14 protein-coding genes are annotated in these 15255 nt (G+C 65.7%); 5 read left to right on the top strand and 9 right to left on the bottom strand.

Annotated elements, in window-relative coordinates; all coding sequences use genetic code 11:
- Both ACO1P8_RS07515 and ACO1P8_RS07510 read left to right on the top strand, forming a co-directional pair.
- Positions 1 to 384: RNA polymerase factor sigma-54 (locus tag ACO1P8_RS07515; RefSeq protein ID WP_486295264.1), on the top strand; the 384-nt coding region annotated here is incomplete at its 5' end.
- Between the two features lie 101 nt (positions 385 to 485).
- On the top strand, positions 486 to 758 hold the full coding sequence (locus ACO1P8_RS07510; protein WP_094839493.1) for a (2Fe-2S)-binding protein: 273 nt from the start codon (positions 486 to 488) through the stop codon (positions 756 to 758).
- Here ACO1P8_RS07510 and ACO1P8_RS07505 read toward each other — a convergent pair.
- Positions 704 to 1615, bottom strand: coding sequence for a LysR family transcriptional regulator (locus ACO1P8_RS07505; RefSeq protein ID WP_486295263.1), 912 nt, complete (start codon positions 1613 to 1615; stop codon positions 704 to 706). The genes ACO1P8_RS07510 and ACO1P8_RS07505 overlap by 55 nt on opposite strands.
- Positions 1616 to 1740: 125 nt before the next feature.
- On the opposite strand from ACO1P8_RS07505, the gene ACO1P8_RS07500 reads away from it, so the two are divergent.
- Positions 1741 to 2655, top strand: a complete 915-nt coding sequence (locus ACO1P8_RS07500) for a DMT family transporter (protein WP_486295262.1) — start codon at positions 1741 to 1743, stop codon at positions 2653 to 2655.
- Positions 2656 to 2813: 158 nt separating this feature from the next.
- A complete protein-coding gene (gene bfr, locus ACO1P8_RS07495; protein WP_094839496.1) occupies positions 2814 to 3290 on the top strand; it encodes a bacterioferritin in 477 nt (158 codons plus the stop codon).
- Positions 3291 to 3294: 4 nt separating this feature from the next.
- Here the strand turns inward: bfr and ACO1P8_RS07490 are convergent, their stop codons facing one another.
- From ACO1P8_RS07490 to ACO1P8_RS07475, 4 genes are all read right to left on the bottom strand, one after another.
- Positions 3295 to 3984, bottom strand: a complete 690-nt coding sequence (locus tag ACO1P8_RS07490) for a hypothetical protein (RefSeq protein WP_486295261.1) — start codon at positions 3982 to 3984, stop codon at positions 3295 to 3297.
- Positions 3985 to 3995: 11 nt separating this feature from the next.
- The gene (locus ACO1P8_RS07485) at positions 3996 to 5609 is read right to left on the bottom strand and encodes a peptide chain release factor 3 (protein ID WP_486295260.1); all 1614 of its coding nucleotides are present in this window, start codon (positions 5607 to 5609) and stop codon (positions 3996 to 3998) included.
- 38 nt (positions 5610 to 5647) lie between these two features.
- Positions 5648 to 6277, bottom strand: a complete 630-nt coding sequence (locus ACO1P8_RS07480; protein ID WP_486295259.1) for a LysE family transporter — start codon at positions 6275 to 6277, stop codon at positions 5648 to 5650.
- A 103-nt stretch (positions 6278 to 6380) separates the two neighbouring features.
- Positions 6381 to 7946: a DEAD/DEAH box helicase gene (locus tag ACO1P8_RS07475; protein WP_486295258.1), complete on the bottom strand. Its 1566-nt coding sequence runs from the start codon at positions 7944 to 7946 to the stop codon at positions 6381 to 6383.
- 294 nt (positions 7947 to 8240) lie between these two features.
- Here ACO1P8_RS07475 and ACO1P8_RS07470 point away from each other — a divergent pair, with 294 nt between their 5' ends.
- A complete protein-coding gene (locus ACO1P8_RS07470; protein ID WP_486295257.1) occupies positions 8241 to 9830 on the top strand; it encodes a YdgA family protein in 1590 nt (529 codons plus the stop codon).
- On the opposite strand, the gene ACO1P8_RS07465 is transcribed toward ACO1P8_RS07470, so the two are convergent.
- The 4 genes from ACO1P8_RS07465 to ACO1P8_RS07450 all read right to left on the bottom strand — a co-directional run bounded on the left by ACO1P8_RS07465 (position 9827) and on the right by ACO1P8_RS07450 (position 15197).
- Positions 9827 to 11584 (bottom strand): dipeptide ABC transporter ATP-binding protein, encoded by a 1758-nt coding sequence (locus tag ACO1P8_RS07465; RefSeq protein ID WP_486295256.1) that lies wholly within the window; start codon positions 11582 to 11584, stop codon positions 9827 to 9829. The genes ACO1P8_RS07470 and ACO1P8_RS07465 overlap by 4 nt on opposite strands.
- A gap of 11 nt (positions 11585 to 11595) precedes the next feature.
- Entirely contained in the window at positions 11596 to 12510 is a 915-nt protein-coding gene (locus ACO1P8_RS07460) for an ABC transporter permease (RefSeq protein ID WP_486295270.1), read from the bottom strand.
- Positions 12511 to 12607: 97 nt separating this feature from the next.
- On the bottom strand, positions 12608 to 13579 hold the full coding sequence (locus ACO1P8_RS07455; RefSeq protein WP_486295255.1) for an ABC transporter permease: 972 nt from the start codon (positions 13577 to 13579) through the stop codon (positions 12608 to 12610).
- A gap of 13 nt (positions 13580 to 13592) precedes the next feature.
- Positions 13593 to 15197 carry an ABC transporter substrate-binding protein gene (locus ACO1P8_RS07450; protein ID WP_486295254.1) on the bottom strand — a complete coding sequence of 535 codons (1605 nt, stop codon included), beginning with the start codon at positions 15195 to 15197 and terminating at the stop codon, positions 13593 to 13595.
- Positions 15198 to 15255 lie beyond the last annotated feature (58 nt).

Raw genomic sequence — 15255 nt, 5'->3', positions numbered from 1 at the left:
TTCTTCAGCCAGGGGCCCTCGGCCATGCGGCCGCTGATCCTGAAGGATATCGCCGGGGAATTGGGATTGCATGAATCCACGATTTCACGGGCCACAACGCAGAAGTACATGCTCACTCCATTCGGCACGATGGAGCTCAAGGACTTTTTCGGCGCAGGGGTGGCGACCGATACCGGCGACAGCGCCTCCGCCACAGCGGTGCAGGCGCACATCAAGCGCCTGGTTGCCGAGGAGAACCGCGCCAAGCCCCTGTCGGACAATCAGCTCATGCTCAAGCTGGCCGAACAGGGCATCGTCATCGCCCGCCGCACCGTGGCCAAATACCGCGAAGCCATGCGCATCGCCCCGGCCTCGGTGCGCAAGGCCCAGGCGACGCTGCGCTAGACCCTCGCATTGCGGCGTCGTAAAAAAGGGGCCGCAAAGCCCCTTGGCGTCCCCGCTTTTTCCTGTTGCCTGAATGCGAATAATTTTCGATAATTATTCTCATGTACGTTTGTGTCTGCAACGCCATCACCGAACGCCAGGTCCGCGCCGCCGTGGACGGGGGCGCCGCCACGCTCGACGATCTCCAGTTCGAGCTGGGCGTGGCCACCTGCTGCGGGACATGCGCCGCGACCGCGGTCGAATACCTGCCCGGAGGACGCTGCTCCAGCGTCTGCGAAGTGCGTTCCATGACGCACGCCGCGGCGGTTCCGATCGCGGATCAAAGCGGCTCGGCTGCCAACGGCTTTCCCATACCCATCGTCGCCGCCGCCTGACGCGCCGGCGCCCCCATGCGCTGCCTGTCGCAGAACTCGCGCAGCATGCCGGCCATTTCACGCGCGTCCTCCGGCGCGCCCGGGTGCAGGATCAGCGCCAACTCCGTGTGTGTGACCGGCGGGCAGGTGTCGTCCAGTATCGGGGATCCGTCGTTCAGGCCCTGCTCGTCCAGCAGCGAGATACCCAGGCCGCCGCACAGGGCCGCCTGGATGCCGGGCAGATTGGGGCTTTCATAGACGACGCGCCAGCGCCGCCCTGCCCGTTCCAGCGCATGTATCGCGCGTTCGCGGTACAGGCAGCCGGCGGGACGAAGCACCAGCGGTACCGTTCCCTCGCCGGCGGGCAGTGCGGCAGGGTCTCCCGTCCAATGAAGGCGTTCCGGCCACGCTGCGATGCAGGGCCCGCTGCCGGGTTCGCGCTTGAGCAAGGCCACATCCAGCTCGCCCTGCGCCAGCGCCTGTCCCAGGCGAACGCTCAGGTCGCAGCAGACCGACAGCCTGACATCGGGGTGCGAGCGCGTGAAGGCGCTGACGATTTCCGTCAGCGCAGGCACCGCGAAGTCATCGGGCAGCCCCAGGCGCACCACCTCCACCCGGGCGGCCTTGCCCACCGTGTCATGCAATTCGTCCGACAGCGCCAGCATGCGTCGGGCGTAGCCCAACAGGCGTTCGCCATCCTCCGTCAGCGGGGCCCTGCGGCCTTCGCGCCGAAACAGGGCGCATCCCAGCTTTTCCTCCAGCCTGCGGATCTGCTGGCTGACCGTCGACTGGGTGCGGTGCACGCGCTCGCCGGCCCGCGTGAAGCCGCCAGCCTCCACGACCGAGACGAAGCTGCGCAACAGATCGAGATCCGGCATCGGAATTTTTCCATTGAATTTTCGAATACTTTCGATGCGAATAACGAATTTGTCAATGGATGAAAGGCGCAACACAATCGCTCCAGCCGTTCCGAAGTCGGTGTCTGATAAGTCACGGATCCAAGATGAAAACCCTCCACGCGGCTCCCGCCGCTCCCGCCGCCTCGCCGCCTCCTGTGGCGTGGGGGCCCATCGCCCTGTTTTGCCTGCTGTGGAGCTCCGCGTTCGCCGCCGCGAAGATCGCGCTGCGCGACTGTCCGCCCCTGACCTTGCTGACGGTCCGCTTCTTCATCGCCGCGGCACTGATGATCGGCCTGGCCTGGCTGACCGGCGGGCTGCGCCGGCTGCCGCTGCGCCAGTGGGGCATGCTGGCCGCGTTGGGCGTACTGAACAACGGCGTCTACCTGGGCTTGAGCTGGACCGGCATGATGACGGTGTCCTCGGCATTCGCCGCCGTCATCGTCAGCACCAATCCTTTGCTGATCGGCGCGCTGGCCGGGCCGCTGCTGGGCGAGCGCGTCGGCTGGCGCAAGGTCGCCGGCCTGTGTCTGGGCCTGGCCGGCGTCGCACTGGTGCTGCGCTCGCGGCTGACGGGCGGGCACGAGGATCTGCACGGCACGCTACTGGTGGTCGCGGCACTGGCCGCGCTGGTAGGGGGCACGCTTCTGTACAAGCGCCACACGCCGGACAGCAATATCTGGTTGGCCACCGGTCTGCAATCCCTGTTTGGCGGCCTGGCCCTGCTGCCCTTTGCCTGGGTCTACGAGGCGCACTTGCCGGTAACCTTCACCGCCTCACTGTTCTGGAGCATGGCCTATATGATCATCGCCGTCTCCATTGGCGGATTCGGCTTGTGGTTCCTGATCCTGGCCCGGTCCAGCGCGACGGCGGCCAGCGCCTTGCATTTCCTGATGCCTCCGCTGGGCCTGCTATTCGGCTGGCTGGTCCTCGCCGAACCGGTCGCCGTGATGGACCTGGTCGGCATCGTTCCCATCGCCCTGGGGATCTGGATGGCCACCCGGCCGCCGCGTCCGGCCTGAAGGCGCGGTTCGCGCGGCGTTGTATGCGGACTCATTCTCATTGCGTTGCTGCGTACACTTTTGGATAACGCTCGCAGCGCGATTTACCACATGCGCGCCAGGGGTATGCTGGCGCGGAAACGGATGGTAGTCTCCGAGGATTCAGCAAGGAGTCCATCATGCAAGGCGATAAAACCGTCATCCAATTCTTGAACCAGCAACTGACCAACGAGTTGACGGCGATCAACCAGTACTTCCTTCATGCGCGCATGTTGCGCCACTGGGGGCTGAACAAACTGGGCAAACACGAATACGAAGAGTCCATCGGCGAAATGAAGCACGCCGATCGCCTGATCGAACGCATATTCATGCTGGATGGTTTGCCGAACCTGCAGGACTTGCACAAGCTGCTGATCGGCGAGGACGTGCCCGAGCTCCTGTCTTGCGACCTGAAGCTGGAGCAGGCCGCGCAAGTCACGTTGAAGGACGCCATCGCGCACTGCGAATCGGTGCGCGATTATGTGTCCCGCGATCTGTTCCAGGACATCCTGGACGATACCGAGGAACACATCGACTATCTGGAAACGCAGATCGGCCTGGTGGACCAGGTGGGCCTGCAGAACTATCTGCAGAGCCAGATGGAAGTGTCGGAATAAACCTTCAGGGGCGGTGCGGGCATTCGGGAATCGTGCCCCATGCCTGATTCGGCGCGCAGTATTTATTGCGCGCATTCCACGCGCAGGTGGGACGCTGGAAGAAGCCGGCATCGGCGCATTGCGCCAGTTCACGGCGCAGGGCATCCTGCCAGCCCTTCTGTCCGGCCCCGGCCGATGCCTGCTGCTGCGGCGGCGGCATGTCCACCGATTGGATGATCGGCTGCTGGCTGACGTTGCGCGACGCCTGGATCTGGGCGTACTGCTGCGCCGATTGCGCGGTCTGTGCCTGCTGGGTCGCCAGGTCCAGCGTCGATACATCGTTGGGGCCGGAAGGTAGCGCCGACTGCGTGGCGGCGGCGATCTGCCTGGCCTGGTCCATCGAGATACTGTCGCGCGAAATCATGACGGACGGGTCTTTCACCGTGTCGAACAGCGATACCGTGCCCACCGTCCAACTGGTGCCGGTGGGACGGTCCGGCACGCCCAGCGTGCCGTCGATGCGGGGTTGCGGCGGCTGGGCCGTGTAGGGCCGGCCGTCCGCATCCAGTATCGGTTCCTGGTTCGAATCGGTTTCGTTGGGTGCGCGCGTGGCGGCGGGCGCATGCGCCACCAGCCAGTCGCCGAACTGGATGCCGCCCCACGCGGAGGCGGCCAGCACCACCAGCAGTGTTGCGAACAATACTCGCCAAGACATTCCTGAACCTCTTAAGCCTGGGCCTTATCGCCGAACACTCGTCCGCCATGCTCGCGCATCGCGTGGAACTTGACATCTGGATACAGTTCTTCCGCGACACGCAATTGCGCGGGCGAGCCGATCAAAAACGCGGCCGCGTCCACCACATCATAGGCGATATGCGCGGCATTGGCATCCATGAACTTGCGCAGCGCCTTGGGGTCCGACGACGTAATCCATCGTGCCATGGTGTAACGCGAAGGCATCAATCTGGCGTCGGCGCCATACTCCGTTTTCAGCCGATGCTGCACCACTTCGAACTGCAGTTGCCCGACCGCCCCCAGCAGCATGGCACCGCCGGCCGCGACCGGGCGGAATACCTGGATTGCGCCTTCTTCGCCGAGCTGCGCCAAACCGGTACGTAACTGCTTGGTTCGCAGCGGGTCTTTCACTTCCACCGCCTGGAATAGTTCCGGCGCGAAGAAGGGCAGCCCCGTGAACTGCAAAATTTCGCCCTCGGTAAGGACGTCGCCCAGTTGCAACACGCCGTGGTTGGGTATGCCGATGACATCGCCGGCGTAGGCTTCGTCCAGCAGCTCGCGCCGCTGCGACAAAAAGGAAACCACGTTGTTGGGCCGCATTTCCTTGTTGGTGCGGCAAACCTTCAGGCGCATGCCGCGTTCGAAGCGGCCGGAGCTGACGCGCACGAAGGCCACGCGGTCACGGTGTGCGGGGTCCATATTGGCCTGTACCTTGAACACCACGCCGGTGAAGCGCGGCTCGTCCGGCTGCACCACCCGCTGCAAGGCCGGGCGCGGCCCGGGCCGGGGCGCCAGTTCCACCAGCGCATCCAGGACTTCCTGCACGCCGAAGTTGTTGATCGCCGAACCGAAGAACACCGGTGTCTGCTTGCCGGCCAGAAAGGCCTGTTCGTCGAACGCCGGTGCGGCTTCGTTGATCAGGGCGATTTCCCCATGCGCCTGCTGGAAAGCGCTGCTGAAGCGGCGGGCGATCTCCGGATTGTCCAGACCTTCGATGAATTCGTTGTCGTCGCCGCGCCGTTCCTGTCCCGCGCGAAAGATGCGCATGCGGTCCTGGCGGATGTCGAACACGCCGCCGAAGGATTTGCCCATGCCCACCGGCCATGAGAACGGTACCGCGTCCATGCCCAGGTGCGACTCGATCTCGGCCAGCAGGTCCAGAGGCTCGCGGACTTCGCGGTCCATCTTGTTGATGAAGGTGATGATGGGCGTGTTGCGCGCGCGGCAGACCTGCAGCAGGCGCTTGGTTTGGGGTTCAACGCCGTTGGCGGCGTCGATCACCATCAGCGCCGCGTCGACGGCCGTCAGCACGCGGTAGGTATCTTCGGAGAAGTCCTGGTGCCCCGGGGTGTCCAGCAGGTTGATGACGCTGTCGCGATATTCCATCTGCATGACGGACGAGGCCACGGAAATGCCGCGCTGCTTTTCGATTTCCATCCAGTCGGAAGACGCGTGCCGGCTGGCCTTGCGCGCCTTCACGCTGCCGGCGATCTGGATCGCGCCAGCAAACAGCAGGAGTTTTTCGGTCAGCGTGGTCTTGCCCGCATCCGGGTGCGAGATGATGGCGAACGTGCGTCGCCGCTCGACTTCTTGAGCGATATTCATAGGCGGGAAATTTTACAGGCGGACGCCACGTCGCGTTTCTACTGTGCGCGCCGGAAGCACGCCAGCAGCAGGCCGGCGGCCATGAACAGCGAGCCGAAGGCGCGGTTCATCCATCGGATATGAGCGGGGCTGCGCAACAGGCGCAGCACCTTGGCGGCCAGCAGCGTGTAGAAAGCCATGGCGACCGTGTCGGTCAAGGCCATGGTGGCGGCAATCGCCAGGTATTGCTGCGTGAGTGGCAGGCCGGCATCGATGAACTGCGGGACCACGGCCAGCAGGAAAACCGTGCCCTTGGGGTTGCTGGCGTTGATGAGGAAGCCGCGCAGGATCAGCGCGCGGCGCGATTCTTCGTGCGACTGGCCGTTTTCCAGGGTGATCGGCGCAGCTTGCGCGCGGAACTGGCGCCAGCCGAGGTAGATCAGGTAGGCGACGCCCAGATACTTCACCACGGCAAACGCGGTTTCCGAGGCGGCCAGCAGCGTGCCCAGGCCGATGCCTACCACTGCCAGCTGGAACATGATGCCCAGGATCAGCCCGGCGGTGTTCCAGTAGCCTCGCGCAAATCCATGCCGCAGGCCCGAGGTCATGGCGGAAAGCGCGCCCGCGCCCGGCGAAAACGAAATCGCCCACGATGCCAGCATGAAGGTCAGCCAGGTGGAAAGGAGCACGGGAATTCCTTAGGGGTTCCTTGTTCAGCGAAGCGGTGCGCCGGTTTTCGCGGGGCCCGGGCCCGCGCCATCCGTAAGGGGGGCGCGGCGCCTGGTGCCGATTTTATTTCGACAGCAGCGCGGGGCGGCGCGCGGCGCCCTGGCCGCCCGCGGTGCGGGGCGCCGGCGCGTGCGCGCCACGATGGCCGTTGCCCGCGGCATGGCGATCGCCGCTGACGCCGCGGTTGCCATTGGCAGCGCGTTGGCCGCCGTTGCCGTTGCGGCTGCCGCGGGCATCCACGCCGGATGCGTTGCCGGCCGCGGCGGGGCGGCCGTTGTGGCCAGCCGCGCGATCGCCATTGACCCGGCCGCCGTCACGGCCACCCGCCGACGCGGTACCCGCGGCGCCGTTGCGGCGCGCGCCACCATTGGCCGCACCGCCGTTGGCGGACCGCGCCGGCGAACGGCCACGGCCGCCGCCACGGGGGCCGCGCGATTCGCGCTCGTCGTCTTCATCGTCGCGCTCGCGCACGGCGTTGGGCGACGGCGTCCAGCCTTTGACCTCGATGCGGTCGATGGGCTTGCGGATCAGTTTTTCGATGGCTTTCAGCAGCTTGATTTCGCTGGGGTCGACCAGCGAGATCGCGGCGCCCGTGGCGCCCGCGCGGCCGGTGCGGCCGATGCGGTGGACGTAGTCTTCCGGCACGTTGGGCAGTTCGAAGTTCACCACCTGCGGCAGCTGGTCGATATCCAGCCCGCGCGCGGCGATGTCGGTGGCGACCAGCACGCTGACGTTGCCCGACTTGAAGCCCGCCAGCGCGCGGGTGCGCGCCGCCTGGCTCTTGTTGCCGTGGATGGCCGCGGCGCTCAGCCCGTCCTTGACGAGCTTTTCCGCCAGGCGGTTCGCGCCGTGCTTGGTGCGCGTGAACACCAGGACCTGGTGCCAGCCGCTTTCGCGGATGATGTGGCTGATCAGATCGCGCTTGTGATGCTGCTCTACCAGATGCATGGTCTGGGTCACGAGCTCGGTGGCGGTATTGCGCGGCGTTACCGATACTTCGCCGGGATTGTTCAGCACGCCGCGCGCCAGGGTGCGGATCTCGTCGGAGAACGTCGCGGAAAACAGCAGGTTCTGCCGTTGCCGCGGCAACAGCGCCAGCACCTTGCGGATGTCGCGGATGAAACCCATGTCCAGCATGCGGTCGGCTTCGTCCAGGACGAGGATTTCCACGCCGGAAAGGTCCACGGTTTTCTGGCCCGCGTGGTCCAGCAGGCGCCCGGGCGTGGCCACCAGGATATCGAGCGGCTTTTTCAGCGCGCTGATCTGCGGATTGATGTTGACCCCGCCGAACATCACCATGGACGTCAGGGGCGTGTGCTTGCCGTAGGTCTGCACCGATTCTTCGACCTGCGCGGTGAGCTCGCGCGTGGGGGTCAGGATCAGGCAACGCGGGCGGCCGGGCTTGCGCAGCGCGGGCTTGTTCTGCATCAGCAGGTGCAGGATCGGCAGCGTGAAGCCGGCGGTCTTGCCGGTGCCGGTCTGCGCGGCGGCGAGCAGGTCTCCGCCTTGCAGCACCAGCGGAATGGCCTGGGCCTGGATGGGCGTCGGCGCGGTGTAGCCGGTCTCGGCGATCGCGCGCAACAGGGAATCTGCCAACCCGAGGTCGGCGAAGGATGATTTGACAGTCAAGTACAACTCCAGCGGCAGCCTGTCGCTCAAGTTGAGTGACTCCAATCCAGGCGGACGAAAGGGAGGAAAAGGAAGCGGCCCGTGGGACGGTCCCAGGGGCGCAGCACGTCGGCGAATGCCGCATGGCGCGGTGTGCGGATTGGCACTGCACACTCGACATATTGTACCTCACTCGCGAAACCGGGCCGGTATAGTCCTGTAACGCTTTTTCCATGGGAAGCGGCGGCGCCATGGCGGGGATGCCAGGGCTCCTACCTATAATCCCGCCTTTGTCCAGCGGGAAGAACCGGCATCATGAAAAGAAAAGCGATCGGCGGGGTGGCAGGCGTGGTGGTGGCGGTCGGCGTGGTGTGGACCGCGGGCGCCTGGTACACCGGAAAGCGTGTGGAAGATATCGTCCGCCAACAGGTGGCCGAGGCCAATGCGCGCCTGCAGACGCTGTTTCCCGGCGGCAATGTGACGCTGGCGCTGGATAGCCTGCAGCGGCGCGTCTTTTCGACGGACCTGACGTTACGGGTGCGGGTACAGGGCGCCGCGGGCCAGTCGCCGTCCCGCGAGGACGTGATCGACATCGAAGGCCACGTCGGGCATGGCCCCTTCCCGCTGCGGCGCCTGGCGCAATTGCGCTTGCTGCCGGTCATGGCGGCGGGCGACTTCAGCCTGCGCGACAACGACACCGTCCATCCGTGGTTCGCACTGACGAACGGCGTGCCGCCGGTTTCCGGCACCGCGGTGATCTCGTATACGCAGGCTGTTTCCGGTACCGTTCGGGCGGAGCCGGTCAAACTGGCGCGCGCTGACGCTACCCTGGATTTCTCCGGCCTGGTCATGAACTATAGCCAGGATGCCGCCAAGCACGGCCAGGCGGACGTGGCGATCGACCACCTCCTGTTCAAGACCATGAAGGGCCAGGCGCCGGGGCAGGCGGAACTCACCGGCGTGACGGGTACATCGGAGATGCGCCCCGGCCCCGCCGATTTGCAGTTGGGCACGACGGCCTTGAAGGCCAAGCGGATCGCTTTGTCGCCGCCGGGCACGGCGCCCATCGTGCTGACCGGTTACGGGCAGCGTACCGAGGTCAGCGAGGACAAAGGGCTGCTGGCCATGCACGCAACCTACGACGCCGACATGGTAAGCGTGGGCGGAACGGATATCGGCACGGCCCAGGTATCGCTCGGCGCGAAGAACGTGGCGCCCGAGGCGCTCAAGTCGCTGGCCAGCTTGTATGGCCGGCTGTGGTCGCGCGCGATGGAGCGCACGCAGGCCGGCGGCGCGACGCAAAGCGTACCCGTCCAACCGGAGCTCAGTCCGGACGAACGCGCACTGGCGCTGTCGGCGCGCGACGCGCTGCTGGCGGCCAATCCCAACGTCTACATCGACCCCATCCTGCTCAAGACGCCACACGGCGAGGCCCGGTTCACGCTGAATCTGGACCTGGCAAAACCGGACAAGGCGGATCTGCCCGTCGACGAGCGCATCGCGCAAACGCTGCGCAAGCTGGACGCGCGGGTTTCGGTCGCGCAGCCCATGGTGGCCGACCTGCTGGCGGACAATATGCAGCGCGACGGCATGGACGCGGCGGCGGCCCAGGCCCAGGCGCAGGCTCTGGCGGCGATGATGGGCAAGGCGGCGGCGTCGTCGGGCTTCGCCACCGTGCAGGGCACCGACGTCGTATCGACCCTGCATTACGCCGATCGCACGGTGGACCTGAATGGCACCAAGATGCCGCTCGACCAGTTCGCGGGCCTGGTGCTGCAAGGCGCCATGGGGATGATGGGCCAGTCCGGCATGGACGAATCCGACCAGGACGAACCGGGCGCGGATGAACCGGACGAGCCGGAGCAGGACCAGGCCCCCGTGCCCGGTTCGGTCCGGCCCCGCTAGCCGGACAAGGCCACGGCGCCCCGCGCCGCGGGGCTTTCCGCGGGCTCGCGCAGGCCGCGCAGCCGCGGCATCAGCTCCAGCAACTGGCGGGTGTACGGATGCCGGGGCGTTTCGAACAAGGTCTCCGTCTCGGCCACCTCCAGCAGTTCGCCGTGGCGCATGACTCCCACGCGGTCGCACATCTGCCGTATCACCGGCAGGTCGTGGCTGATGAACAGCATCGTCAGCCCCAGTTTTTCCTGCAGGTCTTTCAGCAGATTCAGGATCTGCGCCTGGATGGACACATCCAGGGCCGAAGTGGGTTCGTCGCAGATAAGAAAGCGGGGCCGCGTGGCCAGCGCCCGGGCGATGCAGATGCGCTGGCGCTGGCCGCCGGAGAACTCATGCGGGTAGCGTGCCGCCGCGTCCGCGCCCAGGCCGACGACCTCCAGCAGATCCCCCACGATACGCCGCGTGTGCGCTTCGCCGGATGCCAGGCCATGGAAGCGGATCGGCTCGGCCACTGCATCCAGAACCCGCATGCGCGGGTTCAGCGAGGAATAGGGATCCTGGAACACCATCTGCATCTGGCGCCGGATCGGGTTCAGCGCTTTTTCCCCGCGCAGGGTGGCCAGGTCGGCGCCCGCGAACCGTATGCGCCCCGCGGTTGGCGTGTACAGGCCGGCGATCAGCCGGGCGACGGTGGATTTTCCCGACCCGGATTCGCCCACCAGACCGAAGACCTCGCCTTCGCGTATCGTCAGCGATACGTCCCGCACGGCATCCAGCGTGCGGCGATTGCGCGCCAGCAAGGCGGACTTCAGTACGAAGCGCATGCCCAGGCCGCGCGTTTCCACCAGCGGATGCACGCCTCGCTCGCCGAAATCGCGCTGTTGGCCCAGCCAGTGGGTATGGACGTCCAGCTCCGACGTGGCTTGCGGCGCGCCGGCGTTTTCGTTGTAGCTGACCCTGGGGAAGCGGCTCAGCTTGACGTCGGGCCGAGGCACGGCGGCGATCAGACTGCGCGTATAGGGATGATCGGGGTCGCCCAGTACCTTCGCCGTCGGGCCGTGCTCGACCAGCCGGCCGCGGTACAGCACGGCCACGCGGTCCGTGACGTCGGCGATGACGCCCATGTCGTGCGTGATCAGGATCATGCCGACCTGTTTTTCCGCGCACAGGCGGCGCAGCAGGGTCAATATCTGGGCTTGTATGGACACATCCAGCGCCGTCGTCGGCTCGTCGGCGACGATCACTTCGGGTTCGCAGCACAACGCCAGCGCGATCACCACGCGTTGCCGCATGCCGCCTGAAAACTGGTGGGGATACTGGCCCAGCCGGACTTCCGGCTGCGGGATGCCCACCTGTTGCAGCAGGTCGACGGCACGATCGCGGGCCGCCGCGGCGTTCAGCGCCAGGTGCACCCGCATGGTCTCGACCAGTTGCGTCTCCACCGTCTGCAGAGGGTCCAGCGATGTCAGCGGGTCCTGGAAGATCATGCCGATACGGCGGCCGCGCAATGTGCGGCGTGCCGATTCGGGCTGGTTGTCGATGCGCTCGCCGTCCAGGCTGATGCGTCCACCCGCCATGCGGCCGGGCGGTTCCAGCAAGCCGATGACGGCATTGCCGATGGTCGACTTGCCGGCGCCGGATTCACCGACCACCCCCAGGATCTCGCCCTTCTCCAGCCGCAGTGTGATGTCCTGCACCGCCACGCGTATACCTCGCCGGCCGGCGAATTCGATGCGCAGGTCGTCGATGTCGAGCAAGGCCATGGCAGGCTTCCTTAGCGCAGCCTGGGATTGAGCGCGTCGCGCAGCCAATCGCCCAGCAGGTTGACCGACAGCACCAGCGCCACCAGCGCGATGCCCGGAAAAATGGAGATCCACCACATGCCGGAAAACAGATAGCTGTTGCCGATGCGGATCAGCGTGCCCAGCGAAGGGGCGGTCGGCGGGATGCCCACGCCCAGAAAGGACAGCGTGGCTTCGGTGATGATGGCCACCGCCAGGTGGATGGTGGCGATGACCAGCACGGGCCCCAGCACGTTGGGCAGGATATGCCGCCGCAGGATGGCGAACGGACCGATGCCGATCAGGCGCGCGGCCTGGACGTATTCCTTGTTGCGCTCCACCAGCGTCGCGCCGCGCACCGTGCGCGCATACTGCACCCAGCCGGATATGCCGATCGAGAAGATCAATACGTAAAGCGCCAGCTCGTCGTGCATATCGCGCGGCAGTACGCCTCGCGCCACGCCGTCGACCAGCAGCGCGACCAGGATGGCCGGAAAGGACAGTTGGATATCGGCGATGCGCATGATCACGCTGTCCACGCGGCCGCCGGCATAGCCGCTGACCAGGCCCAGCGATACGCCCAGCACCATCGAGAACAGGACCGAGGCGACGCCGACCGTCAGCGAGACGCGCGCGCCGTAGAGGATGGCCGACAGGATGTCGCGGCCCTGGTCGTCGGTGCCCAGGACGAAGGACGCGCTGCCGCCGTCCTGCCACATGGGCGGCGTGTTGGCGTCCATGATGTCCAGCGAGGCCAGATCGAAAGGATTGTGGGGTGCCAGCAGCGGCGCCAGCAGCGCCGCTGCGACGATCAGCAGGGTCACGGCGGCCGAGAGCATGGCGCCCGGCGAATGGCGAAAGCTGTACCACAGGTCGCTGTCCGCGATGCGCGCCCACAGCGCCGCCATGCCCGGCTTGTTGTCAGTGGATTCCGTCTGTGCGCTCATGCGATGTGCATATCCTTGGTCCATCCGGCGGTACGGCCCGCGTATTTCACTCGGCGGCTCAGGCGCGCTGCACGCGCAGCCGCGGGTCGACCGCGAAGTACAGCAGGTCCACCGCCAGGTTGATCAGCACGAAGACCAGGGCGATCAGCACCAGGTAGGCGGCCATTACCGGAATGTCGACCATGCCGACCGCCTGGATGAACAACAGACCCATGCCCGGCCACTGGAATACGGTTTCGGTGATGATGGAAAACGCGATGATCGATCCGAGCTGCAGACCGGTGATCGTGATCACCGGTACCAGCGTGTTCTTCAATGCATGGCGGAAGTGGATCAGCCGATCGGGCAGGCCGCGCGCGCGGGCGAAGGTGATGAAATCGGCTTGCAGGACTTCCAGCATTTCGGCCCGTACCAGGCGCATGATCAGCGTCATCTGGAACAGCGCCAGGGTAATGGACGGCAGGATCAGCGCGGCCAGTCCGCTGCGCGACAGCAGCCCCGTCGTCCACCCGCCGATCGCCACCACGTCGCCGCGGCCGAAGCTGGGCAGCCAGCGCAGTTGCACGCTGAAGAACAGGATCAACAGCATGCCGATCAGGAAGGTGGGCAGCGAGATGCCGGCCAGCGAGACGGCCATGAAGGCCCGCGACAGCAGGCTGCGCCGCTTCAGCGCCGTATAAATTCCCATGGGTATACCGAAGGCCAGCGCCATCAGCGCGGACACGAAGGACAGCTCCAGCGTGGCGGGCAGGCGTTCTTCCAGCAGCTCGCTGACCGGACGGCGCTGGCGGTAGGACACGCCGAAGTCGCCGTGCGCGGCATTCGCGACGAAGCGCGCGTACTGGACGATGAAAGGATCGTCCAGTCCCAGGCTTGCCCGCAGGGCGGCACGTTGCTCCGGCGTCGTATCCTGTCCCACCAGGTTGGTGATGGGGTCGCCCACGTAGCGGAACATCGAGAAGGCGATCAGCGCCACCGCCAGCATGACCAGCAGCGATTGCATCAGGCGGCGCGCGATGAACCCCAGCATGCGTCGACGGGGCCTATGGCATGACCACGTTGCGCAGGTCCAGGACGTCGTCGGCGCGTTGCACCACCTTGATGTTGTCCTTCACGCCCCACGACATGGGCTGCTGGTGCAGCGGCAGATAGCCCCAGTCCTTGCGCACGATCTCGAAGGCCTGCTTGATCATCGCGTTGCGCTTGGCCTGGTCGGTCTCCGAGCCGATCCTGGCAATAAGGCCATCCACTTCCTTGTTGCAGTAGCCGCCCAGGTTGAACTGCCCGGACGCCGTCTTGGCGTTGCGGCATCCCACCAGGTTCAATAGCGCGTTGTGGGCGTCGATGGAGGTCGGCGTCCATCCCAGCATGTACATGCTGGTCTGGTTGCCCGCCTGCAGCAGGATCTTGCCGAAGTACTTGGACTTGGTCTGTGCCAGCAGATCGATCTTGATGCCTACCCGCGCCAGCATGCCGGCCACTGCCTGGCATACCTTTTCGTCGTTGACGTATCTGTCGTTGGGGCAATCCAGGGTGGTGCGGAAACCGTTGGGATAGCCGGCCTCGGCCAGCAGCTTCTTCGCGCGCGCGGGGTCCGGCTTGATCGGCGCCCCGAAGCTGTCGTCATAGCCGTTGATGGCGGTCGCGATCAGCGAGCCCAGCGGCTTGGCGGCGCCGCGCATGATCTTCTGGTTGATTGCGCCGGTATCGACCGCCAGCACCACCGCCTCGCGCACGCGCGGATCCTTGAACGGATTCTTGCCCTTGACGTCGGAAAACAGCAGTTCGTCGCGTGCCTGGTCCATGCCGATGAAGATGGCGCGCGCTTCCGCGCCGGTCAGCGGCTTGACGCCCTTGGATTCCTCCAGCCGCGGCCAATCCTGTACGGGAACGGGCTGCACGATGTCCATCTCGCCGGAGATCAACGCGGCGACACGCGTCGATTCCTGCGTGATGGGGCGGAATTCCACTTCGTCGATATTGGTCGGAACCTGCTTGTTCCAGTAGCCGGCGAAGCGCTTGAGATGCGTGCGCACGTCGGGCTGCCGTTCCACCACCACGAAGGGGCCGGTGCCGTCTTCGTGCATGTTGGCATAGTTGCCCTGGTTGTCCCCCTTGACGTTGGTCGCCTCGGTCGTCTTGTTCTGTTCCGACCACGACTTGCTCATCATGTAGAGCTGCGTCCATTCGCGCGGCAGGATGGGATTGGGGCTGGGCGTGGTGACTTCGACGGTGTAGTCGTCGATCTTGCGGATGTCGCTTGCCTTGGCGCCGTAGCCCTTCATGTCGGAGCCGGGCGTCAGGCTGCGTTTCCAGGAGAAGATCACATCATCGGCGGTGAAGTCCTCGCCATTGTGGAACTTCACGCCCTTGCGCAGCTTGAACACCCATTTGGTGGGCTCGGTGTTCTGCCAGCTTTCCGCCAGCATGGGAACCAGCTTGAGGTCGCCGTCGTAGCCGACCAGGGGTTCGTAGAAGTTGCCCTGGAAACCCAGCGTGAAGGTCTCGTTCAGGGCCATCGGGTCCAGCGATTGCGCATCGCCCTGGTAGGCCCAGTGCAAGGTGCGCGCGTGCGCGACGGAAGTGCCTGCCGCGAAAGTGAGCAGTGATGCCAAGACAATTTGTCTGGTGTAGGTGACAAGTCCCATGTTTCTCCGGCTCCTGCAGGCGCTGATCAAGCGCGGCGGACATCATTGAGAGAGACAG

The sequence above is a fragment of the Bordetella sp. genome (assembly GCF_057362025.1).
This window is presented reverse-complemented; position numbering and strand designations above follow the sequence as displayed.